This window comes from Pseudomonas syringae pv. tagetis, from assembly GCF_022557255.1.
Lineage (GTDB): Bacteria > Pseudomonadota > Gammaproteobacteria > Pseudomonadales > Pseudomonadaceae > Aquipseudomonas > Aquipseudomonas caricapapayae.
Window position 1 is genome coordinate 1,531,971 of record NZ_CP092923.1, and the last position, 25,039, is coordinate 1,557,009.

Consider the following 25,039-nt stretch of genomic DNA (forward strand, 5'->3'; position numbering starts at 1 on the left):
CGCGCCAAAGCAGGTAGAATCACGCCCTGACTTTTTTCAGGGCGTTTTTTTATGCGTATTGGCCATGGCTATGATGTGCACCGTTTCGCCGAAGGCGACTTTATTACCTTGGGCGGCGTGCGGATTGCACACGGGTTCGGGCTGCTGGCCCATTCCGATGGCGATGTCCTGCTGCACGCCCTGAGCGATGCGCTTCTGGGAGCTGCGGCGCTGGGCGATATCGGCAAGCATTTTCCCGATACAGACCCGCAATTCAAAGGGGCCGACAGCCGCGTGCTGCTGCGTTATGTCCTCAAGCAGATCCACGGCAAAGGCTGGAAGGTCGGTAATGTCGATGCCACCATTGTCGCTCAGGCACCGAAAATGGCACCGCACATCGATGCGATGCGTGCCTTGATTGCGGAGGATCTGCAGGTTGAACCTGACCAGGTGAACGTTAAAGCGACAACGACGGAAAAACTCGGTTTTACCGGCCGTGAAGAAGGCATCGCGGTGCATGCCGTTGCGTTGTTATTGCGCGCATGAATGAGCTTGAACTGCTTGGGCCTCGGGCTTACGACGACGCATTGGGCCGTGCAGTCCTCAAGGCGACCGCCGAAGATTTTCAGGTCGACGAGGTGCTGGACATTCCGCTTTCAGGCGATGGCGAGCACTTGTGGCTGTGGGTCGAGAAGCGTGGCCTGAATACCGAGGAGGCTGCACGCCGGCTGGCCCGAGCGGCGGGCGTTCAGCTGCGTACGGTCAGCTATGCCGGTCTCAAGGACCGTCACGCGTTGACCCGCCAGTGGTTCAGCATCCAGCTGCCAGGCAAGGCCGACCCCGATCTGTCGGCCGCCCAGGACGACACCCTGCAGATTCTCAAGAGCAGCCGACACAAGCGCAAGCTGCAACGCGGTGCCCACGCAGCCAACGGCTTCACACTGCGGCTGACCCAACTGGATGCCGACAGGGACGCGTTGAACGAGCGCCTCGAAACCATCGCCCGACAGGGCATCCCCAATTACTTCGGTACCCAGCGTTTCGGCTATCAGGGTGGAAACCTCGGCGAAGCACGTGATTACGCAGCCCGTAAAGCGCTGCCCGAGCAGCGCGCAGTGCGCTCGCGGCTCTTGTCCACGGCGCGCAGCTACCTGTTCAATCGAGTGCTGGCCGCTCGTGTTGCCGATGGCAGCTGGCACAAGGCTCAAGTCGGGGATTTGCTGGCTTTCACTGACAGCCGCAGTTTTTTTCCGGCGGGTATCGACGAGTGCAGCGATCCTCGTCTGGCGATTCTTGATCTGCACCCTACCGGGCCTCAATGGGGCGAGGGCCTTTCGCCAGCTGGAGGCGCGACGGCAGCGCTGGAAAATGCCATCGCCAATGATGAGGCCCCACTGCGTGACTGGCTGGTCAGAGCAGGCATGGAGCACGAACGTCGCATCCTGCGACTGCCCATTGGGCGGCTGACGTGGCATTATCCCGAGTCTGACATTCTGCAACTGGAATTCGTCCTTCCGCCCGGATGCTTCGCTACTGTTTTGGTTCGCGAACTCGTTGATCTGGTGCCGGTTGGGCAGACGGACAGCTCATGCGTATTCTGATATCAAATGATGACGGGGTGAACGCGCCCGGTCTTGTCGCGCTGCATGCAGCGCTGGCGGACTATGCCGAGTGCGTGGTGATCGCCCCTGATCAGGACAAAAGCGGTGCCAGCAGTTCCCTGACACTTGACCGGCCCTTGCACCCGCATACACTGGCCAACGGCTTCATCAGTCTCAATGGTACGCCGACCGACTGCGTACATCTGGGGATTCATGGGCTATTGGAGCGTGCACCGGATATGGTGGTTTCAGGTATCAACCTGGGTGCCAATCTTGGGGACGACGTACTGTATTCCGGAACGGTCGCTGCAGCGCTTGAAGGGCGCTTTTTGCAGCGTCCGTCGTTTGCCTTTTCGTTTTTGTCACGTCAGCCGGATAATCTGGCGACGGCGGCGCATTACGCGCGCTTGCTGGTCGAGGCTCATGAGCAACTCGATCTGCCACCCCGCACGGTACTGAACGTGAATATTCCGAATCTGCCGCTTGAGCATATCCGCGGCATTCAACTGACCCGATTGGGGCACCGTGCCCGTGCTGCCGCACCGGTCAAAGTCGTCGATCCGCGTGGTCGTGCCGGCTACTGGATCGCTGCTGCCGGCGATGTCGAAGACGGCGGTGCCGGCACCGATTTCCATGCAGTCGTACAAGGCTATGTATCGATTACGCCGTTGCAGCTGGATCGAACGTATCAGAATGGATTCAGCAGTCTGAATACCTGGCTGGAGGGACTTCGTTGATGTCGCGCGAGCAGGATGATCTATTGCGTCGCGGGATCGGGATGACCTCGCAACGCACCCGCGAACGTCTGATTCAGCGCCTTTGCGAAGAGGGCATTTCCAATCAACGGGTACTGGACGTCATCCGCAAGACGCCTCGGCACCTGTTTGTCGATGAAGCACTGGCGCATCGCGCCTATGAAGACACAGCCTTGCCCATCGGCCACAACCAGACGATTTCCCAGCCTTATATGGTTGCGCGGATGAGCGAGCTGCTGCTAGCAGCGGGGCCGCTGGACAAGGTCATGGAGATCGGCACGGGTTCCGGCTATCAGACTGCGGTGCTGGCGCAGCTGGTGGAGCGCGTGTTTTCGGTGGAACGCATCAAAGTGCTTCAGGATCGCGCCAAAGAGCGCCTGGTCGAGCTCAATTTGCGCAATGTGGTTTTCCGCTGGGGTGACGGCTGGGAGGGCTGGCCGGCTCTTGCGCCCTATAACGGCATCATCGTCACGGCTGTGGCAACCGACGTGCCGCAGGCGCTGCTTGATCAACTGGCGCCGGGGGGCCGGCTGGTGATACCGGTAGGCTCGGGTGAGGTTCAGCAATTGATGCTGATTATCCGCGAAGAAAACGGTTTTTCCCGTCATGTATTGGGGGCTGTGCGCTTCGTGCCGCTGCTCAATGGACCGATCGCTTGAAGATTGTCTGCAGTAAACAGTGAATTCTGGCGTCAGTCATCGGTCTACAGCGCGCGGCCCGGAATGTTGAATGGCCTGATGGCATCATTTCATGTAGCTGATTGATACATAACAACGTTTTTTCAGCGGTTAATCACTGGCTGCCCGTCGCTATTACGGCACAATAGGCATCTTTTTTGAATTCAGTCACCAGTAAAGGGAGTGGCGGGTGAGTCTCACAGTCATTCAGCAGCTCAGGTCTTCAAGAAGTTATCAGCGTCTGGTGATTGGCATTGCTCTCAGTGTCCTTTTGGTCGGCTGCTCCAGCACGCCCTCAGGCGGCGTTCGTGTCGTTGATCGCAACGGTAACGCGGTGGCTCAGCGTCCAACGGTGACTACCGGACAATACGTGGTCAGGCGCGGTGACACGCTTTTTTCTATTGCATTTCGTTACGGCTGGGACTGGAAAGCGCTCGCAGCCCGCAATCAGATTCCCGAGCCGTTTACCATCAAGCCAGGTCAGACAATTCGCTTTGACGGGCGCTCCTCTTCAACGCAGGACGTAGCATCGACCTCGGGTGCAGGACGCCCGGTAACGTCTACATCAACCAGTACCAGCAGTTCCGGGTCCGTCAAGACAACGGTTATTTCCAAGCCTGTTGCAGTTGTGCCTGTAGTGATACCCCCGTCTGCAACTACCGCAACAGGCCCGGCCGGCAAGTCTCCGACGGGTTGGACCTGGCCTTCCAGCGGCATTCTGATAGGAAAATTTTCCTCAAACGGTAGTTTGAATAAAGGAATTGATATCGCTGGTGATTTGGGACAGCCTGTTTTGGCAGCGTCTGATGGTTCAGTTGTTTACGCCGGAAGTGGATTACGGGGCTACGGCGAATTGATCATCATCAAACACAGCGATACCTACGTCAGTGCCTACGGTCATAACCGCAGGCTTTTGGTACGGGAAGGGCAGCAGGTCAAGGCAGGGCAGACGATTGCCGAAATGGGGTCAACAGGAACTGACCGGGTGAAACTGCATTTTGAGATTCGCCGCCAAGGGAAACCTGTAGATCCATTGGGATTTTTGCCACGTCGTTGATAGTTGCCAGCCTGTTCCTGGCGTAATAGGAACAGGCTCAAGTGTTGCCATGGAACCAGGCGACGCTGGAGCTTGAGGTCGAACTCACCAAAGGACTAAAACAATGGCTCTTGGCAACGAAGCGCCGGAGTTTGACATCGATGATGAAGTGCTCCTTATGGAAGCCGGCATTGTCCTGAAGGAAGCGTCAAACGAGAAGCAGCAACCCGCTGCCTCGGGACGCACCAAGGCCAAGCATTCAACATCGCTCAAACAACACAAGTACATTGATTACACGCGGGCGCTTGATGCTACCCAGCTGTATCTCAATGAAATCGGTTTTTCTCCTCTACTGTCCCCGGAAGAAGAAGTTCACTTTGCGCGCCTGTCGCAACGTGGAGATCCGGCCGGGCGCAAACGCATGATTGAAAGCAATCTGCGTCTGGTCGTAAAAATCGCCAGACGCTACGTCAATCGTGGGCTTTCATTGCTTGATCTGATCGAGGAGGGCAACCTGGGGTTGATTCGGGCGGTCGAGAAATTCGACCCGGAACGCGGCTTTCGTTTTTCTACCTACGCCACCTGGTGGATTCGTCAGACCATCGAGCGCGCGATCATGAATCAGACCCGGACTATCCGGCTGCCAATTCATGTCGTCAAGGAACTGAACGTCTATCTGCGCGCGGCCCGAGAGCTGACTCAGAAGCTGGACCACGAACCCTCTCCTGAAGAGATCGCCAACCTTCTGGAAAAACCGGTAGGTGAGGTCAAACGCATGCTCGGCCTGAACGAGCGTGTTTCTTCGGTAGATGTTTCGCTGGGGCCTGATTCGGACAAGACCCTGCTGGATACGCTGACTGATGACCGGCCGACAGACCCCTGCGAACTGCTGCAGGACGATGACCTTTCCCAGAGCATCGATCAATGGTTATCGGAACTGACCGAGAAGCAGCGTGAGGTTGTCATCCGCCGCTTTGGCCTGCGCGGGCATGAAAGCAGCACGCTTGAAGATGTAGGGCTCGAGATCGGTCTGACACGTGAACGTGTAAGGCAGATCCAGGTAGAAGGACTCAAGCGCCTGCGTGAGATTCTTGAAAAGAATGGCCTGTCCAGCGAGTCTCTCTTCCAGTAATCCCCCTCTTGGTGTCAATCCAGGGCCGATATAAGCACCGTGTGCATATATCGGCCTTTTTATATGGCTTTCGTCATCTCAATACCGATGTCCCATGCGCTCGCTCAGGCTTTCGGCTTTCAAAGCCTGTAAGTCATTGCGCACACTTGCTGTAAGTCATTCAGGCAAGATACGTGAGGCTTGTCGCCAGACCAGGCTTCCCTGGTCGGTAAGAATCTGTTTTAGAAGGGATTATATTTTAATCGATCAACACGATGGAAATATCCTGGAGCGTTTCAGGTGTTGCTCTGCAGGGCTAAATCTCTAATATCGAAGCTGTGCCAACGGACAGGCACAGGCCATCAAGGATGACGGTCAAGGACATCGCGGGATGCGATTCATCAGGATGATGACAAGGGAATACAGGGATCAAGGATAAAATGTGGGCGGGTCATACCGCCCCTTTTTTTTACCTGCGAAAAAACCGCGTTCAACAAAAAAAGGCCCCGTCGAGGGCCTTTTTGTCTGTATGGAATCTAGCGTTCCAGATCAGCGATCTTGCCGGGTTTGCCATCCCACTCGGCCGCATCCGGCATCGCGTCTTTCTTTTCGGTGATATTGGGCCAGACCTCGGCAAGCTCGGCGTTGAGCTCGATGAAGTTTTCCATGCCGGCAGGGATCTCGTCTTCCGAGTAAATGGCCACGGCAGGGCATTCAGGCTCGCAGAGTGCGCAGTCGATGCACTCGTCCGGGTGGATCACCAGGAAATTCGGGCCTTCGTAAAAGCAGTCCACCGGACAGACTTCTACGCAGTCGGTGTACTTGCACTTGATGCAGTTGTCGGTGACGACGAAGGTCATTTCTAATTTTCTCCTCAGGCGGCTGCTGCGGCAGAGCCCTTCCAGACAGGGTTGCCAGGTTCGGGAGGTTTCCCGGCCCTATGAAAATACGTGCTTTTGGTGGGCAGCCTTGAAGCAGTGGAACTGCGTCGCCTGCTACCTGCCTTAGGTTCGCTGCATTTTCACGCGGCTCGAAAACGCCCCGGCCAGGCTAAAAGCCTAGAGCGTCCCAAACCGCGCGGGATTCTAACAGCATGTAACGCTTCGCGTCACAGGCGAGTTTGCAATGTGTATAGCAAATCCAGTGCCTGTCGCGGTGTCAGATCATCGACTTTGACCTTCGACAGTTCGTCGAGCACCGGGTGAGGCAGGCTTGCGAACATATCGCTCTGCTGCGGCACCGCAGGTTTGCCGGGTTTGGCCTTCGGCTGCTCGTGCGGCAGGCTGGTGGTTTCCAGACGCTGCAAGTGCTCCTTGGCGCGAGTGATGACTTTCCCCGGAACGCCCGCAAGCTGTGCCACAGCCAGGCCGTAGCTCTGGCTCGCCGGCCCTGGCAGTACGCGGTGCAGGAACACGATTCGCTCGTTATGTTCAGTGGCATTCAGGTGCACATTGGTCACCAAGGGTTCGCTTTCCGGCAAAACCGTCAGTTCGAAATAGTGCGTTGCGAACAGTGTGTAAGCCCGCAATTGCGCGAGGCATTCAGCTGCAGCCCAAGCCAGCGAAAGGCCGTCGAAGGTACTGGTACCGCGTCCGACCTCGTCCATCAACACCAGGCTTCTATCGGTGGCGTTGTGCAGGATGTTTGCCGTTTCGCTCATTTCAACCATGAATGTCGAGCGGCCGCCCGCCAGATCGTCGCTGGAGCCGATACGGGTAAAGATCCGGTCGACCAGCGACAGCTCACAGCTGGCGGCAGGCACGAAGCTGCCGATGTGAGCCAATAGCACGATCAGTGCCGTCTGACGCATATAGGTCGATTTACCGCCCATGTTCGGGCCGGTGATGACCAGCATGCGAGTACTGTCGTCCAGCGCCAGGTCGTTGGCAACGAACGGTGTGCTCAGCACTTGCTCGACGACCGGATGACGGCCTTGCTCGATGCGCATGCAGGGCTCGGCGACAAACCGAGGGCAATTGAGGTCCAGATTCAGCGCGCGCTCTGCGAGGTTGCTCAGCACGTCCAGCTCAGCCAGCGCCGCTGCCGTATCCTGAAGTGGCGCAAGATGTCCGATCAGGTCCTCTAGCAGCGCTTCGTAGAGCATCTTCTCGCGTGCCAGAGCGCGGCTTTTCGCTGAAAGCGCCTTGTCTTCGAACTCCTTGAGCTCGGGTGTGATAAAGCGCTCGGCTCCCTTGAGAGTCTGGCGACGTATGTAATCGGCCGGTGCCTGCTCAGCCTGCTTGCTTGGCAACTCGATGAAGTAGCCATGCACGCGGTTGTAGCCGACTTTAAGGTTGGCGAGGCCGGTGCGGGCCTTTTCGCGAGCTTCCAGATCGATCAGGAACTGACCGGCGTTTTCACTCAGCGATTGCAGATCATCCAGCTCGGCGTCGTAGCCGGTCTTGAGAACGCCGCCGTCGCGAATCACGGCGGGCGGATTGTCGATGATCGCGCGCTGCAGCAGATCGGCCAGTTCCGGATAGGTACTGGCAGTCAGCGCAAGCTGCTGCAGGTGCGGCGCGTCCAGGTCGGTCATCGCCTGTTGCAGTTCAGGCAATGCACTCAGGGCATCGCGCAGACGAGCGAGGTCCCGTGGGCGGGCATTGCGTAGGCCGATACGCGCCAGAATCCGCTCGATGTCACCGATTTCCTTGAGCTGCGGTTGCAGGTTTTCGAAGCGATAGCGCTCCAGGAAGCAGGTAATGGACGTCTGGCGTGCCTGAAGAATCGTCAGATCGCGCAGCGGTCGGTTCAGCCAGCGAGTCAGCAGACGCGTCCCCATTGCGGTCTGGCAGCGGTCCATGACGGATTGCAGGGTATTGTCGCGGCCACCGGAAAGATTGGTGTCCAGCTCCAGATTGCGCCGACTGGCAGCATCGAGGATTACAGTGTCGTCGAGACGCTCGTGACGCAGGCTGCGCAAGTGAGGCAGGGCGGTACGCTGGGTTTCCTTTGCGTAACTGAGCAGGCAGCCTGCGGCACCGATGGCCAGGGTCAGGCTTTCGCAGCCGAAACCTTTCAGGTCCTGGGTCGAAAACTGCTGACACAGACTTTTATGGGCCGAATCCCGCTCGAAATCCCACGGTGCACGACGTCGCGCACCACGGCGCTTTTCAGCAGGCAGACCTTGCGGCCAGTCGTCTGGAATCAACAGCTCGACCGGGTTGATGCGTTCGAGCTCGGCCAGCAGATTCTCCCAGCCCTTGATCTCCAGCACACTGAAGTTGCCGCTGGTGATATCCAGTACGGCGAGGCCGAACAGGCGCTCATCACCCAGCACGGCAGCGATCAGATTGTCTCTGCGCTCATCCAGCAAGGCCTCATCGCTGATGGTCCCTGGCGTGATGATACGCACCACCTGACGATCCACCGGCCCCTTGCTGGTGGCCGGGTCGCCGATCTGCTCGCAGATCACGACCGATTCGCCCAGTTTCACCAGCTTGGCCAGATAGCCCTCGGCGGCGTGGTAAGGAATACCGCACATGGGAATGCTCTGACCTGCCGACTGGCCGCGTGCGGTCAGGGTGATGTCCAGCAGCTTGGCGGCTTTCTTCGCGTCTTCGTAGAAGATCTCGTAGAAATCGCCCATGCGATAGAACATCAATTGATCCAGGTGCTGGTTTTTGAGCTTCCAGTACTGCTGCATCATGGGCGTATGTGAGGAGAGGTCGGAAATTGCTTTGTTCATCAGTGGCTTAGGCAAGTTCTTGAGATGGGTGAGGCAACCTTGAGACATGACGGGTGATCCGTCCCTGAACCAAGGTGCGTCTGCCGGTATGTGCGATGGCCGCAAGGTTATCATGCTCGACCAAGCGGTGCAGTTGCAGCGTGGCACTGCTTATTGGTGACCGGGCGTTTCCCGGCCGCCATGAACGTCGATGTGCCGTATAGACTTTCATCGCTGCCACCCGATCGTCGGGCGGCATTGTATAAAAAAGGACTTATATATGAAAAACAAACGGGCAAGGGACTCTGTCAACGGACGCTTCATCCCTTTGGAAGAAGCCAGAAAAAGGCCGAGAGAAACGACGGTAGAAACGGTCAAAAAGCCTGCTCGCAGGAAAAATGACTGAATGAATCGGCACGTGCAAAGCCGCTGAACGGCGTATGCACTGTCTCTGCAATGACTTTCACAGGCTTCCAGCATGAACGAAGACACCGTGGACGAGATAACCGGGCTTGCCGATACGCTTGGCAGGCTCCTCGACGCTATCAATGCTCAAGTGACCACTGCCGAATCCTGCACGGGAGGCGCGATAGCCGAAGCAATTACGCGCATCGCCGGCAGCTCGGCATGGTTCGAAGCGGGTTATGTAACGTATTCGAATGCCCAGAAGACCCGACAATTAGGTGTGCCCGAAGCCTTGTTCGCGCAGGTCGGGGCGGTCAGTCAGCCGGTCGTTGAGGCCATGGTGCGGGGCGCGCAGCGTGAAAGTGGTGCGCGATTTGCCGTCGCGGTCAGCGGTGTCGCAGGCCCCGGCGGCGGTTCGCCGGACAAGCCGGTTGGTACTGTATGGCTGTGCTGGGGCAAGGATGACGCACTGGTTACACGGCGTCACCAGTTTGATGGCGACCGGGATCAGGTCCGTCGACAGGCAGTCGAAGCCGCTCTGCAAGGGCTGATACAGCTTGCTCGTGGAGAAATGCCAAAACAGGGGTAGGCGCGCGCTCATCGCTGTGGAATAATACTGTCTACTTATACAGGTGTTGTGGCCATCAAGGCCCTAATTGAATTTGATTACGTGAGGACTTCAATGGACGACAACAAGAAGAAAGCCTTGGCTGCGGCCTTGGGTCAGATCGAGCGTCAGTTCGGTAAAGGTGCCGTGATGCGCATGGGTGACCATGATCGCCAGGCCATTCCCGCCATTTCGACCGGCTCACTGGGTCTGGATATCGCGCTTGGCATCGGCGGCCTGCCGAAAGGCCGGATCGTAGAAATCTACGGTCCGGAATCTTCCGGTAAAACGACGTTGACCCTGTCGGTCATCGCGCAGGCCCAGAAAATGGGGGCTACCTGTGCGTTTGTCGACGCCGAACACGCACTTGATCCGGAATACGCCGGCAAGTTGGGCGTCAACGTCGACGACCTGCTGGTTTCGCAACCGGACACCGGTGAGCAGGCACTGGAAATCACTGACATGCTGGTGCGCTCCAATGCCATCGACGTCATCGTTGTCGACTCCGTTGCTGCGCTGGTGCCGAAGGCAGAGATCGAAGGCGAAATGGGCGACATGCACGTGGGTCTGCAGGCGCGTCTGATGTCCCAGGCGTTGCGCAAGATTACCGGCAACATCAAGAATGCCAACTGTCTGGTTATCTTCATCAACCAGATCCGCATGAAGATCGGCGTGATGTTCGGTAGCCCGGAAACCACCACCGGTGGTAACGCGCTGAAGTTCTACGCTTCGGTACGTCTGGATATCCGTCGTACCGGTGCTGTTAAAGAAGGCGACGAGGTGGTCGGCAGCGAAACCCGCGTCAAGGTCGTCAAGAACAAGGTGGCTCCGCCGTTCCGTCAGGCCGAGTTCCAGATTCTTTATGGCAAGGGCATCTACCTGAACGGCGAAATCGTTGATCTGGCAGTGTTGCATGGTTTCGTCGAGAAGTCCGGCGCCTGGTACAGCTACCAAGGCAGCAAGATCGGCCAGGGTAAGGCCAACTCGGCCAAGTTCCTGGCGGACAATCCGGAAATCTGCAAGGCGCTCGAAAAGCAGATCCGCGACAAGCTGCTGACCCCGGGTGTCGACACCAAAGCAGTCGGTTCTCGTGAAGCAGTTGTTGCCGATGATGTGGCCGAAGCAGATGCCGATATCTGATAGCCATGCCTGTCGTACTTGATACACCCGTCGCCGTAAGGCGCACCGCAATGGACCTGCTCGCACGTCGCGAGCACGGTCGGGTCGAGCTGACGCGTAAACTGCGTCAGCGCGGCGCTCCTTCAGAGCTTATCGATGCTGCCCTTGACCGACTGGTCGAGGAGGGCTTGCTCTCCGAATCCCGTTACCTTGAAAGCTTCGTTTCCTATCGGGCGCGCTCGGGCTATGGCCCTGTTCGTATTCGGGAAGAACTGAGTCAGCGTGGTTTGCAGCGTGCCGACATTGAGCTGGCGCTGAGGGAATGCGGCGTGGACTGGCAGGAGAAGCTTCACGAACTCTGGCAGCGAAAGTTTGCTGGCGTTCTGCCTGCCGATGCGCGTGAGCGGGCAAGACAAGGAAGATTCTTGAGTTATCGCGGCTATCCGCTAGACATGATCGGCCGCATGCTAAGCGGCCGTGGCGGGGATGACTGACGTATCAGCGAGCTTTCGGTAGCGCGTTGCCCTGCGCAGCCTCTCTTGTCGCTGAAGCTTCCTCCCAGTTCTGCTGCTGATTGATGTAGTCCACCAGCTCACGAAGTCTGCCCTGATTACGTCCTGTGAACGTAAATGCAAGTCGCGTCAGGTGACTGAATTGCGCTTCATCGTGCTCTTCGCCCTGGTAACCGTGCTGATGAAAGCTTTCATTGACGCACAGATCGGCGAAAGCCTCCTGCATGTGTTCAAGGGCCTGTTCGCTGAGCGCGTGGCGCATACGGATCACAAACTTGTTCTTCAGCCAGCGGCTGGAGTGGAAGTTGCCATAAAACCGGTTGATCTCTTCAACAGCCTCGTCGGCGCTGTAGACCAGTCTCATCAGTTTCATGTCGGCTGGCAGAATGTAGTGATTGTCCTGCAACTGGTTCCTGATGAAGTCCAGCGCACCTTGCCAGAAACTGCCGCCAGGCGTATCCAGCAACACGACGGGCACCAGCGGGCTTTTGCCAGTCTGTATCAGCGTCAGCACTTCCAGCGCTTCATCCAGGGTTCCGAATCCGCCCGGGCACAGCACCAGCGCATCGGCCTCCTTGACGAAAAACAGCTTGCGCGTGAAAAAGAAATGGAACGGCAACAGATTTTCCGTGCCCTCTACCGTCGGATTCGCGTGCTGTTCGAACGGCAGGGTAATGTTGAACCCCAGGCTGTGTTTCAGACCTGCACCTGCATGAGCTGCCGCCATGATGCCGCCGCCAGCGCCAGTAATGACCATCATGTCCGACTGGGCCAGTTTTTCGCCCAGCTCTCTGGCCTGTGCGTAGAGGGGGTGTTCGATGGGTGTGCGTGCGGAGCCAAATACGGTGACTTTGCGGCGGCCCTTGAAGCGTTCGAGCACCCGGAAGGCTTTGTCCAGTTCGCGCAGGGTTTGCAGTGTTATTTTGACGTCCCAACGGTTCCGGTCGTCCTGCGCCATGCGTAGCACAGTGAGAATCATGTCGCGGTACAGCGGCAGGTTTCTACTGTCCGGCGCGACAACGTTGATGTGTTCTTCAACTTTGCTGGTCAGGTCGAGCCCGTTGCTTTGAAAGTGTCGGGATAGAAGATCGTCAGGTACATACGGCATTCGGGATTTATCCTCCTGCAGAATCAATGGCCCGTTGGGGCGTGTTGAATCGATGATGTCCCGGTTTGCGGAGAAAGGCTACCCATTCCCAGTGCATTTGCAGTGAGGATTGATTGCAGGATGTCTTGAGCTGCATCGAGCTGACGCGCCTGGGGGGCAGGCGCGCGGGAAGGGGGGAAGTGTTCGGGGCGCTTATTTCTTTGGCTTAACAGTGCAATCAGAGGCCTGAAAAGTCTGGGTGGCAACCGGTCGATTGGTCTTGTACTCGGTGAACTGATACTTGAGTACGGCACCCTTGGTCATCAACTGGCGAAAACCATTATTGTGGCAAACGCTATTACCCAGCTGGTTGCGCATCACATCCGGGTTGGCCCGCATTTGCTGCGCCTGGCCTTCGCGTACGCTCAGGTGATTGATCAGTTCGTTGCCGCTGACGGTATAACCCTGGTCCAGGATGTCTTCATTGATCGCTCTTGGCGTGCCGACACTGCTTTCCTTAGCGACTTTTTCCAGCATCTTGCTGAGTTCGAACTCCTGTTTCGATGCCGCCTGGGCGCACAGCGGAGCAACGAGCAAAAGCGTAAGGGTGGGTACGATAAGGCGCAGCATCAAACTCTCCTGATTAAGTGGCTGGCCGTTGGACCAGCGACTTCAAAGTGCGTTCCGGTCAGTCCGCCAATAGCGCGGGCTGCAATGGCGCAGCAGTATAGAGCAGGAGCCTTCATCGGGCCTAGGGGCTTTGCCGTTTCAGCCTGGCCGTGCTGAAGTGGCAGCAGCTGCTTGACCGAAAGCGCGTTGAAGGGCCGGTGCTCTGATAAACTGCGCGCACTTTAATCCTGCCGAGTCTTTGTGGTGTCGATGTCTTTCTCCCGCAGGCGTGTCCTGTAATGAGCCATGCCGTATCCCGCCTGCGCGACGAGCGTCTGGCCCGTAGCACCAGGCCCTTTATCGCTCGCGGCTCCCGTGCGCCGCGCTGCCCGGATTGTCGGATCATCTCCAGTTATTGCCTGTGCGCATGGCGACCTGCTGTTACTGCCGAGTCGGGTATGTGCCTGCTGATGTATGACACCGAGCCCTTGAAACCGACCAACACCGGTTGGCTGATTGCCGATGTCATCAAGGACACTCACGCCTTTGGCTGGTCGCGGATCGAGGTCGACGAGCAGTTGCTCGCTTTGCTGGACGATCCGCAGTGGCAACCCTATATCGTCTTTCCTGGTGAGTTCGTTGCCGAAGAGCGCGTAGTGACGCGCGTGTCGCATGCGGATGGCAAGCGCCCGCTGTTCATTCTGCTGGATGCCACCTGGACCGAGGCGCGCAAGATGTTCCGCAAAAGTCCGTATCTGGAGAGGTTTCCGGTATTGAGTCTGGAGCCTGAGCAGATCTCGCGTTACCGTTTGCGTCGATCCAGGCGCGATGATCACTTCTGCACCGCGGAAGTGGCTGCCCTTTGTCTGGAACTGGCCGGGGACACCACCGCCAGTGGCGTGCTGGATGCTTACCTGGACGTATTCAGCGCCCATTATCTGGGTGCCAAGTACCTGAAGCCGATTGATCCAGACGATGCTGCGCATACCCATTTGAAGGCTTTCATTTGAGGGTTTTTCGATAGCGAAATGCTGCTGATCTATCCGGTTTGGGCTGATTGCCACCTATGTTCCCGGGTATCGGCGCTTCGCGCTTGACCGTCATGGTCTTGCTGGGCATGCTTGGCGCCGCCTGGAAGCCGATTCATCTTGTCTGGCGTGGCACTGGTGCCCTTTGCGGGGCGCCGTGATGCCCGTTCGCCAGTCTTGCCGGGTGGCTGATTCTGTCGGCCATCCACTATAAAAACAGGATCACTACATGACCTACGACATCCTGATCGCTGATGATCATCCCCTGTTTCGCAGCGCGCTGCATCAGGCGCTGAGCATTGGTCTGGGGCCTGAAGCGCGGCTGGTCGAGGCAGAAAGCATTGCCCAGCTCGAGTCTCGTCTGGGAGACAAGGCGGATTGGGATCTGGTGCTGCTGGACCTGAACATGCCGGGAGCCTATGGCTTCTCCGGGCTGGTCCTTTTACGTGGGCAGTATCCGCAGATACCGGTGGTGATGGTCTCGGCGCAGGAAGAGGCGTCGATCGTCGTGCGTTCCAGAGAGTTTGGTGCCAGCGGGTTCATTCCCAAATCCAGTTCGCTCGAAGTCATTCAGCAGGCGGTACGCACCGTGCTCGATGGCGATGTCTGGTGGCCGCCACAGGTCAATGAAGTGGTCAGTGTTTCCGATGAGGCGAAAGCTGCAAGCGCTGGCCTTGCCAGTCTCACGCCGCAGCAGTTTCGAGTGTTGACCATGGTCTGCGAGGGTTTGCTGAACAAGCAGATTGCCTCAGAACTCAGCGTCTCCGAAGCCACTATCAAAGCGCATGTCACGGCCATCTTCCGCAAGCTTGGCGTGCGCACGCGCACTCAGGCTGCGTTGTTGTTGCAGCAGCTCGAGTCCATCTCGTCCAGCTAACGGCTTTCAGGTTGCAAGCATTCACGCTTTTTTGACCTTTGGTGCCTTAGCTTTCCTCATCTTTTTTACACAGCAGCCTCTCTATGTCGCCCTTCAAAGGCCAAACCGGTCTGAAACGTATCCTCAATGCTGCAGGCTATTCCCTTGATGGTCTGTCAGCTGCCTTCAAAGGCGAAGCGGCTTTCCGCCAATTGGTACTGCTCAATGTGGTATTGATCCCGCTGTCGTTTTTCCTGCACGTCAGCAAGGCCGAGCATGCCTTGCTGGTTGCGGTCTGTCTGCTGGCCTTGATTGTCGAGTTGCTCAACTCTGCGGTAGAGGCCGCCATTGATCGAATCTCTCTGGACCTGCATCCGTTGTCCAAGAACGCCAAGGACATGGGCAGCGCTGCCCAGCTCATTGCGCTGAGCATCATTGCTCTGGTGTGGGGCATCATTCTGTTGGGTTAGGGCTTTTTCAGTACAGGCTCGGCAGTACGATCTCGTCGCTGCGCTTCACTCCGGCAGTGAACGCGCGGCACAGTTCGAGAAATTCGCGCATGGCCGAAGTCTGATATTTCTGTTTATGCCAGATGAAATAGAACTGACGCGCCAGATCCAGCTCCGGCGTGGCCAGTTCTACAAGATTGCCGCGACGAAACGAATCGCGCAGTGCCAGTCTGGAAATACAGCCAATGCCCAATCCTGACTCGACCGCTCGCTTGATGGCTTCGGTGTGTTCCAGCTCCAGCCGTACATTCAGCCCGTTACGGTGATGGCGCATGGCTTGATCGAACGTCAAACGCGTGCCCGAGCCCTGTTCCCGGAGGATCCAGGCTTCATGGGTCAGTTCTTCCAAGGTTACATGGGCGCGTCTGGCGAGTGGATGCTGGGGGGCGCAGAACACCACCAGTTCATCCTCGACCCAGGACTGAACTTCGATGTCCGGGTGGCTGCAATCGCCTTCGATCAGGCCCAGATCTATCTCGTAGTGAGCAACCTGTTGCACGATATGCGCGGTGTTCTGGACGTGAAGCTTGACCTGGCTTTCCGGATGGCGCTGCATGTACCCGCCGATCAGCAGGGTCGCCAGATAATTGCCAATCGTCAGCGTCGCCCCGACCGCCAGCGAGCCGAAGCCTGATTTGCCATTGAGCAAGTCTTCGATTTCCTTGGCCTGATCCAGCAGCGCAACGGCCTGCGGCAGCAATTGCCTGCCTGTGGCATTAAGGCTGAGCCGCTTGCCGGCACGATCAAACAGCTGGCAGCTCGACTGGCGCTCCAGTTCGGTGATGGAGGTGCTGGCAGCGGACTGCGAAAGCGAAAGCAGCACGGCTGCCTTGGACACGCTTTCCTGTCGGGCGACGGCGACGAAAACCTGGAGCTGGCGGAGAGTAAATCGCATATCTATATAACCGATAACCTATATCTTGATAATTCATTTAACAGATATTGTGTCTGCCACTAGAATGTCGCGCAATAGCGCAGTGCTTCTGCGCGCACTATTTTTTCAGGAGTCCTCACGTACATGAGCAACATGAACCACGAGCGTGTCCTCAGCGTCCACCATTGGAACGACACCCTCTTCAGTTTCAAGTGCACCCGCGATCCTGGTTTGCGTTTCGAGAACGGTCAGTTCGTCATGATCGGTCTGCAGCAGCCAAACGGTCGTCCGCTCATGCGCGCCTACTCGATTGCCAGCCCGAACTGGGAAGAGCATCTGGAATTCTTCAGTATCAAGGTGCCGGATGGCCCGCTGACTTCGCAGTTGCAGCACCTCAAGGAAGGCGATGAAATCATCATCAGCAAGAAGCCTACAGGCACACTGGTGCTGGACGACCTCAAGCCGGGCAAGCATCTCTATCTGCTGAGCACCGGTACAGGCCTTGCGCCGTTCATGAGTGTCATCCAGGATCCTGAAACCTATGAGCGTTTCGAGAAAGTCATCCTGTGCCACGGCGTACGCTACGTGAACGAAGTCGCCTACCGCGAATTCATCACCGAGCACCTGCCGCAGAACGAATTCTTCGGCGAAGCGCTGCGCGACAAGCTGATTTATTACCCGACCGTTACGCGTGAGCCGTTCGAGAACGAAGGCCGCCTGACCGACCTGATGCGCAGCGGCAAGCTGTTCAGCGACATCGGCCTGCCGCCCATCAACCCGCAGGACGACCGCGCCATGTTGTGCGGCAGCCCGAGCATGCTCGATGAGACCAGCGAAGTGCTCAACAGCTTTGGCCTAACCGTTTCGCCACGCATGCGCGAGCCAGGCGACTACCTGATCGAGCGTGCGTTCGTCGAAAAGTAAGTAAGCCTCACAAGACCCGCCTCGTCCTTGAAGGGATCAGGCGGGTTTTTTATGCGCGGGATTTGTCACTGGAATGATTTCAGACGAGCTGAACTTCAAGCACGCAAATCACCCCAGGCTGCGGGTAGTGCCAGCGCACGTCCAGATCCCACAGCTGAGCACCGTAGCGGCGCTCCGGCGTGGGTCGCTGATAGGCCGGGCGCGGGTCTTGCGCCAGGCATTGCTCGATCAGTTCGACCACCGGTTCATTCAGGCGTAGCGCGTGATCGCGGGCCTGTAGCAAGGCGCTGTCCTGCCATTGCACCGGTATCAGCGTTGGCGCAGCACTGGCTATAGGGTTGGTTGCCTCGGCGATGGCATCGGCGTAGGGCACGTAAGGCTTGATGTCCAGTACCGGAGTGCCATCCAGCAAGTCGATGCCGGACAGCCACAGTCGACCGGCTTCGACTTTGTCCAGCTTGACCACCGACTGGCCGATGCCGTTCGGGCGGTGCGTTGCGCGTGTGGCAAACACCCCCATTGACTGGTTGCCGCCCAGGCGTGGAGGGCGCACCTTCAGGCGCGGCGTATCTTCCAGCGCGAGATGGAACAGGAACAATAGCCAGACATGACTGACCTGTTCGAGCCCCTGAACAGCTTCACCTTGATCAAAAGGTGCCACCAGTTCCAGCACTCCACGTGCTGCCGGAGCCAGGTGTGGCTGACGCGGGATGGCGAATTTCTCCTTGAAGCAGGAGCGCACAAAGCCGACAGGGGAGACGTTGTAACTCATGGGGTCGGCCGCTTAGCCACGCACGCGCAAGGTCAGACCCTTGAGGAAATTGCGCAGCAGCTGATCGCCACAGGCACGGTAGTTGGTGTGGCCGACCTTGCGGAACAGCGCGCTCAGCTCGGGCTTGGAGACCGGGAAGTCCACCGATTTGAGGATGGCGTGCATGTCATCTTCTTTCAGTTCGAACGCCACGCGCAGTTTTTTCAGGACAATATTATTGGTGATTGGCAAATCGATCGGCTGCGGCGGACGGCTTTCATCCCTGCCACGCTTGAAGTAGACCAGGCCGTCAAGGAAGTGCGCCATGATTTCATCGCTGCAATCCAGGTAGCCTTCTTCTTCCTCTTTCTTCATGAACGCAATGACGTCGCTTTTTGATACTTCAAAACCGGTCAGGGCGGTGATTTCGACGATCTTGCTGTCGCTGATATCGAGCATGTAGCGCACGCTGCGCAGTACGTCGTTGTTCATCATGGGGCGTGTTTCCTGATAAGCGTATGGCAGCGCATGACGGTGGTCACGCGCGCGTTGATAAGGTGGGTGTCGCGATGATTAAAACTTTTCCTTGGTCGTCATGTAGCGCCACTGGCCTTCGGGCAATTTACCCATGGACACGCCGCCGATGCGGATACGGCGCATGGCGACGACTTTCAGGCCAACGGCTTCGCACAGCAGGGCGATGATACCGGGCTGAGGATTTTTCATTGCGAAGCGCAGACGGTTCTCGTTCTGCCAGCTGGCCTTTACCGCTGGCAGCTCCTTGCCCTTATAGGTCAGGCCGTGGTTCAACCGGTTTAGGCCGTGAGCGACCATTTCGCCGGAAATTTCCACCACGTACTCCTGCTCGATCTTGCTGCGGTCGTCAGTGAGTTTGCGGAGGATTTTCCAGTCCTGGCTGAATACCATCAGGCCACTGGCATTGGCTTGCAGGCTTGAAATGGCCTCAAGGCGCATGAAATGACCTTTGAGTGGGCGCTTGCTGTAGCTGTGCTCTACCGAGAGAGTGCCTGGCGTGATCATCTGCAGGGCGCTTTCGGCACTTGCCAAGGCAGGTTTGTGCAGAATGATCGTGACGGGCTCCGGCGCGTCAGCCTTGGCGTCAGGGCTCAGTTCGATTTTCTGGGTGCTGACTTTGAAGTGCGGCTCTTCGATAACCACGCCATCCACAGTGACCCAGCCACCTTCGATAAACAGTTCGGCCTCCCGGCGGGAGCAGCCGACCAGCTCGATAAGGCGTTTGGAAAGGCGAATGGGGTCTGTCATGAAGAAAAGCCGTTTGCTGATTAGAAAGGTGCCATTGTAACCGCCCGACGCTGGTTAATCGCGGCAACATTGCATTTGCACTGCAATCGACGTCAGTTACGGCCGATCAGGCGCATTCTGAGCATGGGATAGGGCTGGCCGAGGCCATCGACTTCAGAACGGCTGACCACCTCGAAACCATGCCTGAGGTAGAACCCCAGAGCCTGCGTGTTCTGTTCATTGACGTCCAGTTCATGAATATCGAAGTGTTCGATTGCGTGGGTCAGCAACTGCGTACCCTGCTTCTTGCCGCGATGATTAGGGTCGATGAACAGCATATCCAGCCTGTTTCGGTTGACGCCCGCGAAGCCGGTGATATTGAACTGCTCGTCCTGGGTACAGAACAGGGTGACGCTGTCCAGATACTGCGTCAGCAGCCCCTTGAGCCTGATGATATAGGCGTCCGGTAAAAAGTCATGGGTCGCGCGCACCGAGCGCTCCCATACCTCGGTCATTTCCGGGTAATCGTCAGTGTCCGGGGTATATAGCGGCATCTCGCGTACTCCTTTCGGCAAGTCCTGCATAGACAACGGCCCGAGACGAAAAAGCCCTGCCGGTTCAAGGGCAGGGCTTTCGTTTGCGACAATGGCCCGTATTTACAGCACCTCGGCCCACAAGTCGTATTCATCGGCGTCGGTAACGCGGCACATGATCTTGTCGCCGGGCTGAACGGTGCTGCCATCTTCCAGGCCGATAAACACATTACCGTCGATTTCCGGTGCATCGAAGAAGCAGCGGCCTACAGCCCCGCGATCATCGACTTCATCGATCAGCACTTCGATTTCCTTGCCGATCTTCATCTGCAGGCGCGCGGCGCTGATTGCCTGTTGATGGGCCATGAAGCGATCCCAGCGGTCCTGCTTGACGTCGTCCGCAACGATGGCGGCGTCCAGCAGGTTGGCCGGAGCGCCTTCAACCGGCGAATACTGGAAGCAGCCGACACGGTCCAGCTGGGCTTCGGTCAGCCAGTCCAGCAAATACTGGAAGTCTTCTTCGGTTTCACCGGGAAAGCCGACGATGAATGTCGAGCGGATGATCAGGTCAGGACACTGCTCGCGCCAGTTCTTGATGCGTGCCAGTGTCTTGTCTTCGAAGGCTGGCCGCTTCATCAGCTTGAGGATTTTCGGGCTGGCGTGCTGGAACGGGATGTCCAGGTACGGCAGGATTTTGCCAGCGGCCATCAGCGGGATCAGTTCGTCGACATGCGGGTAGGGGTAAACGTAGTGCAAGCGAACCCAGACGCCCATCGAGCCCAGCGCCTGACACAGTTCGGTCATGCGGGTCCTGACCGGCTGGCCGTCCCAGAAGCCGGTGCGGTATTTGACGTCGACACCGTAGGCGCTGGTGTCCTGAGAAATGACCAGCAGTTCCTTCACGCCGGATTTGACCAGGCGCTTGGCCTCGTCCAGCACATCGCCAACCGGACGGCTGACCAGCTTGCCGCGCATCGACGGGATGATGCAGAAGCTGCAGCTATGGTTGCAGCCTTCGGAAATTTTCAGATACGCGTAGTGGCGCGGGGTCAGCTTGACGCCTTGCGGCGGCACCAGATCGATCAGCGGATTATGATCCTGGCGGGGCGGCACGACATCGTGTACCGCATTGACCACTTGCTCGTACTGCTGCGGACCGGTTACCGAGAGCACGCTGGGGTGCACATCGCGAATGACATTCGCATCGACGCCCATGCAGCCGGTGACGATGACCTTGCCGTTTTCCTTGATTGCCTCGCCGATCACTTCCAGCGACTCGGCCTTGGCCGTATCGATGAAGCCGCAGGTATTGACCACGACCACGTCAGCGTCCTCGTAAGTCGCGACGACTTCGTAACCTTCCATGCGCAGCTGGGTCAGGATGCGTTCGGAGTCAACGAGTGCCTTCGGGCAACCCAGTGAAACGAATCCAACCTTGGGGGCGGACGGCGTGGTGACGGTGGACATGGCAAACCTCGGCGTGAAGGGCACCCGAGCGCAAAGCGCAGGCGCTGACTGGGCGCTTGCTGCGCCTCTGATCAAAAAGTGCGCAATTCTAGCGGTGAGTGGCCGGGATGACCAGCGTTTGGATGAGAATTACGACGTACGTGAAACGCGAGAGCGGGCAGACCTGACCGAGTCGAACAAATCCCGACTGACGGGGGACGGCTATATATGGCGTATTCAGGAAAGTGAGCGGGGTTGGCGAGGGTGGTGGCACGCATTTACTGCGTGGTTCAGGCCGGCCGTATGACTGGATCAGTCCATTCAGGCCCGCGTTTGCGGGCCTTAACTACCTCAGTAGTCGGTCAGCCCTTCGGCTCGTGGATCGGGCACCCATTGTGCTGACTGCGAAACCCCGCCGAGTGCTCATAGGCAGGCTTGCGTACTCGCATGACCCCACCCAGCGGGCGATGCGCCTCAAGACCGTGCCACGGGCTGAATGACATGGCTTCATCGACTTCCTGGATGCTTTGCTCGGACCACGACGACTGGCGGGGCACATCGATTCGAGCGACGGCGACATACGGGCTGAGGTCTTCCGGCCAGATCGACGAAGCGTCCTCTATCGGCATTTTTTCCAGATCCGTAGCCAATTGGACACGCACCTCCCAGCTGGCGTCGTTTTCAAGGAAGAACGCTTTGACCGCTTCACGCAGGCCGTCCGGATTATCGTTCAGGTCCACGGCCTTGCCGGTCAGTGCAACCAGTTCCGCAGAAACGGGGACCACACTCAGTTTTGCGTAGTAAGGCCCATATAGAAAAGGTACGACGGTGTTGAAGGTTTCGCCCAGAATATGGGTCATCGGGTGCCCGCCAAGGCTTCTCAGTGTGCCGCTTTCGCCCCCGGCAGACTCGATGACCGACTCGATGCCACGAAGTACTGCGGACAGTGCTTTCTTCATGCCCGGTGCCTTGTCGGTCGTTTTGGCCAGTAACTTCAGGGTCTTTAAAAAAGCCTTGGGGTCCTTGGCGGTGAAGGCCTTGGCGTTCTGCATGACAAAATCCTGGGTCGATGCACCGGCGCTGCCCGGTAGCCGCGCGCCTTCGACACCCACAAGTTTGATTGCCAGGCCTCGAGGTGTAGATACCTTGTCGTCAAGAATATCCCCCGGATTGGTCGAGAACCGCATGACGACCGGAAGGTTGACGGGTTTCGCAAAAGCGCCTTGAGCCAGCGGCTCGGGCAGGTCGCCGTAAACCTGAATCTGCCCGTGCAGTAGCCCGTGAGCCTTGGCATGCACACTGCGGATGGCGTGCCCGGTGTCCTGGAAAGTAGTTTCAAGAATGGAGTGCATCGCTTCTACCAGCTCTTTGCTGGTCTGCGCTTCATCGTCAGGGACGACTTCGAATGAGGGCTGGAAGCGTAAGGGCTGGACAGTCAGGTTGTGTGTGGTCATCAGAGCATCTCGGTCAGAGGATTCAGGGTGCCCGGGCGTCGATGCGGTTCTTGAAGACCCTTGAGGCTGCAGGCTTAATTAATGACCGGCCGGTATTTGCGTCGTTCAATCAGAAATAGTGCAGCGAAAACCGCTTCGAACGCTGGGCATGTGGACCTGATCACGCTCGTCATCTGCGTTTCATCAAGAATTACGCCGAGTGCTGCGTTATGCTTCGCGCCATCGCGCCGAGGCATGTCAATGTCTGGCTGAATCTGAATTGTTACGCCTTGTGATGTTCTCAGTGTTGAACCTCATGTCTGGTTGTCGGGAGTAGTGGATGAGTCAAACAAACAGTCATGCGGAGGCCGGAAGCACTGCCAGGCCCATCGGGTTGCTGATCGCGGCAGTGGGTGTGGTTTACGGCGACATCGGCACCAGCCCGTTGTACACCCTCAAGGAAGTGTTTCAGGGCGGTTACGGCGTGGAAGTCACACATGACGCGATCCTCGGGGTGCTTTCACTGATCTTCTGGTCACTTATCTGGGTGGTTTCTTTCAAGTACATGGCGTTTGTTCTGCGTGCCGACAATCAGGGCGAGGGCGGCATCATGGCGCTGATGGCACTGGCACGACGTGCATCGGCCAAACATCCCCGACTGCAAATGATGATGGTGGTGTTCGGGCTGTTCGGTGCTGCGCTGTTTTACGGCGACAGCATGATTACCCCGGCGGTCTCGGTGCTTTCCGCGATGGAAGGTCTGGAACTGGCTTTCGATGGCCTGGATCACTGGATCGTGCCCATGGCGCTGATTGTGCTGGTGGGGCTGTTTCTGATTCAGCGCCACGGCACTGCGCGGATTGGGGTGCTGTTCGGGCCTGTGATGGTGACCTGGTTTCTGGTGCTGGGCGCGCTGGGTATTTACGGCATCATGCAATCGCCCGAAGTGCTGAAAGCGGTCAATCCGGCCTGGGGGTTGAACTTCTTCATCATCCACCCGGGCATTGGCGTCGCCATTCTGGGCGCTGTGGTGCTGGCCCTGACGGGGGCTGAGGCGCTGTATGCCGACATGGGGCATTTTGGCCGCAAGCCCATTTCACGCGCGTGGTTCATCCTTGTGCTACCCGCGCTGTTGCTCAACTATTTCGGTCAGGGTGCGCTGGTGTTGGGCAATCCTGAAACGGTTCGTAACCCTTTCTACCTGTTGGCACCAGGCTGGGCACTTCTGCCCCTGATCGGCCTGTCGACCATGGCGACCATCATTGCGTCGCAAGCAGTGATCTCCGGCGCGTTCTCGATGACGCTGCAGGCTATCCAGTTAGGCTACATCCCGCGCATGCACATTCAGCACACTTCAAGCGATGCGCAGGGCCAGATCTACATTGGTGCTGTCAACTGGGCGCTGATGGCAGGTGTCATCATGCTGGTCATCGGTTTTGAATCATCTGGTGCCTTGGCTTCTGCTTACGGCGTGGCAGTGACTGGCACCATGCTCTGCACCACGATTCTGGTGTCGACAGTCATGCTGATGCTCTGGAAGTGGCCGCCATTGCTGGCCGTACCGCTGTTGATCTGTCTGCTGCTGGTCGACGGCCTGTTCTTCGCTGCCAACGTACCGAAGATTTTCCAGGGCGGGGCGTTTCCGGTGCTGGCAGGTGCGGTGCTGTTTATCCTCATGACCACCTGGAAGCGTGGCAAACAATTGCTGGCCGAGCGGATTGACGAGGGCGGGCTGCCGTTGCCGATCTTCATCGGCAGTATTCGCGTTCAGCCGCCGCATCGCGTGCAGGGCACTGCGGTGTTCCTGACGGCACGATCGGATGCTGTCCCCCATGCGCTGCTGCACAACATGCTGCATAACCAGGTACTGCACGAGCAAGTGGTTCTGCTGACGGTGGTGTATGAAGACTCGCCACGTGTACCTGCCGCTCAGCGCTTTGAGGTGGAGTCCTATGGCGAAGGTTTTTATCGGGTGATCCTGCACTTCGGCTTTATCGACGAGCCCGATGTGCCTGCTGCACTGGCCTTGTGTCATCTGCCGGAGCTGGATTTCAGTCCGATGCGTACCACCTATTTCCTCAGCCGCGAAACGGTCATCCCGTCGAAGATGGACGGCATGGCGCGCTGGCGTGAGGCGTTGTTCGCTTTCATGCTCAAGAATGCCAATGGCAATCTGCGCTTCTTCAAGCTGCCGTTCAACCGGGTGATCGAACTGGGTACGCAAGTGGAGATGTAAGGTTCGCCGGTGGCTCCGGCA

25 protein-coding genes are annotated in these 25,039 nt (G+C 57.7%); 14 read left to right on the forward strand and 11 right to left on the reverse strand.

Annotation, left to right across the window (positions count from 1 at the left end):
- The first annotated feature begins 51 nt into the window (after nt 1–51).
- From ispF to rpoS, 6 genes are all read left to right on the forward strand, one after another.
- Nucleotides 52–525 (forward strand): 2-C-methyl-D-erythritol 2,4-cyclodiphosphate synthase, encoded by a 474-nt coding sequence (ispF, locus tag MME58_RS06850; protein ID WP_055006852.1) that lies wholly within the window; start codon nt 52–54, stop codon nt 523–525.
- Nucleotides 522–1,580: a tRNA pseudouridine(13) synthase TruD gene (gene truD / locus MME58_RS06855; protein WP_055006853.1), complete on the forward strand. Its 1,059-nt coding sequence runs from the start codon at nt 522–524 to the stop codon at nt 1,578–1,580. The genes ispF and truD overlap by 4 nt, the downstream gene beginning before the upstream one ends.
- A complete protein-coding gene (surE, locus tag MME58_RS06860; protein WP_054986416.1) occupies nt 1,568–2,317 on the forward strand; it encodes a 5'/3'-nucleotidase SurE in 750 nt (249 codons plus the stop codon). The genes truD and surE overlap by 13 nt, the downstream gene beginning before the upstream one ends.
- Before the next feature lie 41 nt (nt 2,318–2,358).
- Entirely contained in the window at nt 2,359–2,994 is a 636-nt protein-coding gene (locus MME58_RS06865) for a protein-L-isoaspartate(D-aspartate) O-methyltransferase (RefSeq protein ID WP_002554702.1), read from the forward strand.
- Nucleotides 2,995–3,202: 208 nt separating this feature from the next.
- A complete protein-coding gene (locus tag MME58_RS06870; protein ID WP_061447428.1) occupies nt 3,203–4,069 on the forward strand; it encodes a peptidoglycan DD-metalloendopeptidase family protein in 867 nt (288 codons plus the stop codon).
- A 103-nt stretch (nt 4,070–4,172) separates the two neighbouring features.
- Nucleotides 4,173–5,180, forward strand: a complete 1,008-nt coding sequence (rpoS, locus tag MME58_RS06875; protein ID WP_054986414.1) for an RNA polymerase sigma factor RpoS — start codon at nt 4,173–4,175, stop codon at nt 5,178–5,180.
- Nucleotides 5,181–5,695: 515 nt separating this feature from the next.
- Here rpoS and fdxA read toward each other — a convergent pair.
- Nucleotides 5,696–6,019, reverse strand: a complete 324-nt coding sequence (fdxA, locus tag MME58_RS06880; protein WP_004657930.1) for a ferredoxin FdxA — start codon at nt 6,017–6,019, stop codon at nt 5,696–5,698.
- 248 nt (nt 6,020–6,267) lie between these two features.
- Complete coding sequence (mutS, locus tag MME58_RS06885; protein WP_162838982.1) at nt 6,268–8,835, reverse strand: DNA mismatch repair protein MutS; 2,568 nt, start codon at nt 8,833–8,835, stop codon at nt 6,268–6,270.
- A 484-nt stretch (nt 8,836–9,319) separates the two neighbouring features.
- On the opposite strand from mutS, the gene MME58_RS06890 reads away from it, so the two are divergent.
- From MME58_RS06890 to recX, 3 genes are all read left to right on the forward strand, one after another.
- Complete coding sequence (locus MME58_RS06890) at nt 9,320–9,820, forward strand: CinA family protein (protein ID WP_082427595.1); 501 nt, start codon at nt 9,320–9,322, stop codon at nt 9,818–9,820.
- 93 nt (nt 9,821–9,913) lie between these two features.
- On the forward strand, nt 9,914–10,978 hold the full coding sequence (gene recA, locus MME58_RS06895) for a recombinase RecA (RefSeq protein ID WP_024644417.1): 1,065 nt from the start codon (nt 9,914–9,916) through the stop codon (nt 10,976–10,978).
- Nucleotides 10,979–10,983: 5 nt separating this feature from the next.
- The gene (gene recX, locus MME58_RS06900) at nt 10,984–11,451 is read left to right on the forward strand and encodes a recombination regulator RecX (protein WP_055006855.1); all 468 of its coding nucleotides are present in this window, start codon (nt 10,984–10,986) and stop codon (nt 11,449–11,451) included.
- Nucleotides 11,452–11,455: 4 nt separating this feature from the next.
- Here the strand turns inward: recX and MME58_RS06905 are convergent, their stop codons facing one another.
- Together MME58_RS06905 and MME58_RS06910 are read right to left on the reverse strand one after the other, a co-directional pair.
- A complete protein-coding gene (locus MME58_RS06905; protein WP_055006856.1) occupies nt 11,456–12,577 on the reverse strand; it encodes an LOG family protein in 1,122 nt (373 codons plus the stop codon).
- Between the two features lie 192 nt (nt 12,578–12,769).
- Entirely contained in the window at nt 12,770–13,186 is a 417-nt protein-coding gene (locus MME58_RS06910; protein WP_002554685.1) for a quorum-sensing-regulated virulence factor family protein, read from the reverse strand.
- Nucleotides 13,187–13,464: 278 nt separating this feature from the next.
- On the opposite strand from MME58_RS06910, the gene MME58_RS06915 reads away from it, so the two are divergent.
- The 3 genes from MME58_RS06915 (at nt 13,465) to MME58_RS06925 (ending at nt 15,519) form a co-directional block, all read left to right on the forward strand.
- Entirely contained in the window at nt 13,465–14,175 is a 711-nt protein-coding gene (locus MME58_RS06915; RefSeq protein ID WP_055006857.1) for a tRNA-uridine aminocarboxypropyltransferase, read from the forward strand.
- A 247-nt stretch (nt 14,176–14,422) separates the two neighbouring features.
- On the forward strand, nt 14,423–15,070 hold the full coding sequence (gene erdR / locus MME58_RS06920) for a response regulator transcription factor ErdR (RefSeq protein ID WP_054986349.1): 648 nt from the start codon (nt 14,423–14,425) through the stop codon (nt 15,068–15,070).
- Nucleotides 15,071–15,153: 83 nt separating this feature from the next.
- Nucleotides 15,154–15,519: a diacylglycerol kinase gene (locus MME58_RS06925; RefSeq protein ID WP_055006858.1), complete on the forward strand. Its 366-nt coding sequence runs from the start codon at nt 15,154–15,156 to the stop codon at nt 15,517–15,519.
- A 7-nt stretch (nt 15,520–15,526) separates the two neighbouring features.
- On the opposite strand, the gene MME58_RS06930 is transcribed toward MME58_RS06925, so the two are convergent.
- Nucleotides 15,527–16,453, reverse strand: a complete 927-nt coding sequence (locus MME58_RS06930) for a LysR family transcriptional regulator (RefSeq protein ID WP_054984539.1) — start codon at nt 16,451–16,453, stop codon at nt 15,527–15,529.
- Between the two features lie 123 nt (nt 16,454–16,576).
- Here MME58_RS06930 and fpr point away from each other — a divergent pair, with 123 nt between their 5' ends.
- Entirely contained in the window at nt 16,577–17,356 is a 780-nt protein-coding gene (fpr, locus tag MME58_RS06935; RefSeq protein WP_002554680.1) for a ferredoxin-NADP reductase, read from the forward strand.
- Between the two features lie 79 nt (nt 17,357–17,435).
- Here fpr and tsaA read toward each other — a convergent pair whose 3' ends face one another.
- The 6 genes from tsaA to MME58_RS06965 form a co-directional block, all read right to left on the reverse strand.
- Entirely contained in the window at nt 17,436–18,128 is a 693-nt protein-coding gene (gene tsaA, locus MME58_RS06940; RefSeq protein ID WP_054984538.1) for a tRNA (N6-threonylcarbamoyladenosine(37)-N6)-methyltransferase TrmO, read from the reverse strand.
- Nucleotides 18,129–18,140: 12 nt separating this feature from the next.
- The gene (locus tag MME58_RS06945; protein ID WP_054984537.1) at nt 18,141–18,602 is read right to left on the reverse strand and encodes a YehS family protein; all 462 of its coding nucleotides are present in this window, start codon (nt 18,600–18,602) and stop codon (nt 18,141–18,143) included.
- Between the two features lie 78 nt (nt 18,603–18,680).
- The gene (locus tag MME58_RS06950) at nt 18,681–19,391 is read right to left on the reverse strand and encodes an rRNA pseudouridine synthase (protein ID WP_055006859.1); all 711 of its coding nucleotides are present in this window, start codon (nt 19,389–19,391) and stop codon (nt 18,681–18,683) included.
- A 92-nt stretch (nt 19,392–19,483) separates the two neighbouring features.
- On the reverse strand, nt 19,484–19,924 hold the full coding sequence (locus MME58_RS06955; RefSeq protein WP_055006860.1) for a GNAT family N-acetyltransferase: 441 nt from the start codon (nt 19,922–19,924) through the stop codon (nt 19,484–19,486).
- Nucleotides 19,925–20,026: 102 nt separating this feature from the next.
- Nucleotides 20,027–21,370: a 30S ribosomal protein S12 methylthiotransferase RimO gene (gene rimO / locus MME58_RS06960; RefSeq protein ID WP_054984534.1), complete on the reverse strand. Its 1,344-nt coding sequence runs from the start codon at nt 21,368–21,370 to the stop codon at nt 20,027–20,029.
- 341 nt (nt 21,371–21,711) lie between these two features.
- Nucleotides 21,712–22,803, reverse strand: coding sequence for a catalase family protein (locus tag MME58_RS06965; RefSeq protein WP_054984532.1), 1,092 nt, complete (start codon nt 22,801–22,803; stop codon nt 21,712–21,714).
- A gap of 319 nt (nt 22,804–23,122) precedes the next feature.
- Here MME58_RS06965 and MME58_RS06970 point away from each other — a divergent pair, with 319 nt between their 5' ends.
- A complete protein-coding gene (locus MME58_RS06970; RefSeq protein WP_054984531.1) occupies nt 23,123–25,018 on the forward strand; it encodes a potassium transporter Kup in 1,896 nt (631 codons plus the stop codon).
- The last annotated feature ends 21 nt before the right edge of the window (nt 25,019–25,039 follow it).